Source organism: Actinoalloteichus spitiensis RMV-1378 (assembly GCF_000239155.1).
GTDB classification, from domain to species: Bacteria; Actinomycetota; Actinomycetes; order Mycobacteriales; family Pseudonocardiaceae; genus Actinoalloteichus_B; species Actinoalloteichus_B spitiensis.
This window is the reverse complement of record NZ_AGVX02000629.1, coordinates 1-3089: the sequence shown is the minus strand read 5'-3', so window position 1 is coordinate 3089 and position 3089 is coordinate 1. Positions and strand designations below refer to the sequence as shown.

The following is a 3089-nucleotide window of genomic DNA, read 5'->3' as shown; positions in this document are numbered from 1 at the left end:
GCCGGTCCGCGTCTCGCGGGCCGGCCCCTTCGCCGTGTTCCGCGGCCGGTGGGGCGGTTGCCCCGTGGAGCCCGGACACCGGCACCGGTCCTCCTCCGGCCCGCCGGGGGCTGGTGGACCGTCCCGAGGGGGCAGGGCGGTCGGGACCAGGTCCACGACCCGCCGTGCCCCCGCTCGACCAGGCCGGGCGGCGCCGGTTGGTCAGTCGGTGCCCTCTTCGGGCACGAGCAGGCAACAGCCCAGGTAGAGCACGGCGGCGGTGCCGAAGCTCGCCAGGGTGAGCACCAGGAAACCCACCCGGACAAGGGGGCTGTCGACACCGGTCAGGTCGGATATCCCTCCGCAGACCCCACCGAGCATGCGGTCGGCGGTGCTCCTGCGGAACCGGCGTCGGATTCTGGTGGTGAAGCTCCCGTCAGCCATGCCACCACTCTGGCCGGTCCGCCTCGCGGATCCATCGGGGATCGCCCCGATCCCGCCCCTTGACCGACCGCCGGGGACCCGGGGGACCGGGTCCCCACGGGGCGGTACGCCGCAACGGCGACCGTTGGTCCCGGCCGCGAGTGAGCGCGGCGCCACCGGGGGAGCCGGGGCGCGGCCGCCTCCCGGCGGAGGTGGGCGTTCAGAGCAGGCGCCCCGGTCTCGTCGCCTCGATGTGCCGGAGGCCCGTGCGCAGGTGGCTGACCAGTTCGGTCGTCTGCCGGGGGTCGAAACCGACGGTGATCGGGCTGCCCTCGACGCGCAGCGACAACGTCATGGTGTTCCCCTCGGGTTCGACGGCGAGGGTGAGGGGCCCCTCGGTCTCGTGCCGGCAGGCCACTCCGAAGCGCATCCCCGTGCTGAGCGCCTCGATCAGGTGGAAGAGGCCGCGCCATTCCAGGGTGACCGCGAATTTCGCGGTCGAGGCAAGCCTGAGGTGCAGCCGGCTCCTGTCCTCGCTCAACTCGATCTGGTTCGTGCACGCACCGTAGACGGCGTCGTTCCCGGCCACCCGCCGGTAGAAGTAGAAGCTTCGCGTCGCCGGCATCGGGTTCCCCTCACTGATCACCCCTCGTAGCGGGTGACGGGTTGGCACCAGTGGTTGGGCCGTATGGGTGGATCCAGCGTACAAAACACTCGGCCGCTGGGCGATGGTGCTACCCAGAGTATTTGTAAGCGCTCTCCCAGGGGACACTCGTACGGTTGGTGCTGCCGGTCATTGCTGCCAGGGCGTGACCGGCGTGGCCCCACCGGGCTACTGCCGTACTGGTGTCGGCTGGAGGACCGAGATGCGCTACCGGGTGCCGGTGCTGGCACTTGCCCTGTCCCTGCTCGCGGCCGGCTGCACCGGGGGATCACCGGTGGTGGCCCGGCCTCCCGAGCTGGACGCCGCCGGGTCTGGAGCGGCCCAGGCACCCGACGACACGTTCGTGCTGGTCGCCACCGGCGACGTCCTCGTCCACCCCGCCCTGACCGAGCAGGCGGAGCTGGACGCCGTGGAGACGGGCGAGGGGGAGCGGGACTTCCGGCCCCTGTTCGCCGGGGTGGCTCCCCTGGTGGAGGACGCCGACGTGGCGCTGTGCCACCTGGAGGTGCCGATCGCCCCCGTCGAGGGCCCGTTCCTCGGATGGCCCAGGTTCAGCGCGCCACCGGAGGTCGTCACGGGACTGGCCGCCACCGGGTACGACGTCTGCACGACCGCGTCCAACCACACCGTCGACCAGGGCGAGGAGGGGGTCATCCGCACCCTGGAAGCCCTGGAAGACGCGGGGCTCGGCCAGGCGGGAGCCGCCAGGACCGAGGAGGAGGCCCTCACCCCGCTCGTCCGCGAGGTGAACGGCGCGCTCGTCGCGCACATCTCCCACACCTTCAGCTTCAACGGACTGCCGCTCCCCGAGGGCAAGCCCTGGATGTCCAACACCCTCGACCCGGAGGAGATCCTCGCCGGGGCCCGCCGAGCCAGGGAGGCCGGCGCCGAGGTGGTGGTAGCCAGCCTGCACTGGGGGGTGGAGTACGTGCACGAGCCGACCCAGGAGCAGCAGGACCTCGCCGAGCTGTTGCTGGCCGACGACGCGATCGACCTGATCATCGGCCACCACGCCCACTCGGTGCAGCCGTTCGAGCACATCAACGGCAAGTGGGTCACCTACGGGCTCGGCAACCACGTGGCCAGGCACGCCGAGCCGCGCGGCATCACCGAGGAGGGGGTGGCCGCGCGGTTCACCTTCGAGCGGGACGAGACCGGCGACTGGGCGGTCACCGTCGCGGAGTACGTGCCGACCCTGGTCGAACTGGGGCCGCCCATCCGCCTGGTGGATCTCACCACCGCCGACATCGAGGTACCCGGTCGTGCGGAGGCGCTGGCGCGGACCGAGGAGGTCGTCCTCAGCCGGGGAGGAGCCGAGCACGGCCTCACCCGCTACACCGGCTGAGCCCCCGGCCGTCCACTGCCTCCCGCTCCCGGCGCCGGCGGTCTCGGTGGTGGGGGCGGCGCGGACGTCCCGCGTGGCACCCGGCTGCCGGGACGGGTGCGCGGTGGAGGCCGCTCCGAGGGGCAGAGCCGCCATCCGGGGGAGCAGCGTCCCGGCGTTACCCGGGCGCCGGGTCGCCAGAGCAGGACGCCGCGCAACCGCCGGCTGGAGAGCCCACGACCCTTGGCCGACATCGGCCACGCGTGCAACGCCCACACCTCACGGCCTGTGTTGATGAGGACACCAGAAGTCAACGAGGAAGTGAGCTCATGGGCTTACCAAGATCGAGGATCGCCACCCTGGCCGCCCTGTGCCTGCTCGGCGCCGCGCTGGGGCCGGCCACGGCAGCGGCGTCACCGGACGGGGCGGCGGCGGCCGCCGACACGCCTCCGGCCCAGAGCCCGAGGGACGGCGCCCCCGCTCGGGTGACCCTGGTCACGGGCGACCAGGTCTTCGTGCGCTGTGACGACGACGGGCTGCTCGCGGTCACCGGGGTCCGCATGGCCGAGGGCCGGTCGGACGGCGGGGAGACCTGGTCGGCCGCCCGTGTCGAGGCAGACGGCCCCGAATGGCTGGTCAGCCTCCGGAACCCCGGTTCGGGCGTGGTCGCCCTGCGCACCACGGCCAGCGACGGGGGCG

At 73.0% G+C, this 3089-nt stretch carries 3 protein-coding genes and 1 pseudogene; 2 read left to right on the top strand and 2 right to left on the bottom strand.

Features of this window, described 5'->3' with window-relative positions:
- Positions 1-201: 201 nt before the first annotated feature.
- Positions 202-423: a PspC domain-containing protein gene (locus ACTIDRAF_RS0222990; RefSeq protein WP_016701056.1), complete on the bottom strand. Its 222-nt coding sequence runs from the start codon at positions 421-423 to the stop codon at positions 202-204.
- A 199-nt stretch (positions 424-622) separates the two neighbouring features.
- Positions 623-1027: a hypothetical protein gene (locus tag ACTIDRAF_RS0222985; RefSeq protein WP_157163226.1), complete on the bottom strand. Its 405-nt coding sequence runs from the start codon at positions 1025-1027 to the stop codon at positions 623-625.
- 241 nt (positions 1028-1268) lie between these two features.
- On the opposite strand from ACTIDRAF_RS0222985, the gene ACTIDRAF_RS0222980 reads away from it, so the two are divergent.
- Both ACTIDRAF_RS0222980 and ACTIDRAF_RS30650 read left to right on the top strand, forming a co-directional pair.
- Positions 1269-2411, top strand: coding sequence for a CapA family protein (locus ACTIDRAF_RS0222980; protein WP_016701054.1), 1143 nt, complete (start codon positions 1269-1271; stop codon positions 2409-2411).
- 308 nt (positions 2412-2719) lie between these two features.
- Positions 2720-3089: pseudogene (locus ACTIDRAF_RS30650) on the top strand (hypothetical protein); the annotation flags it as partial.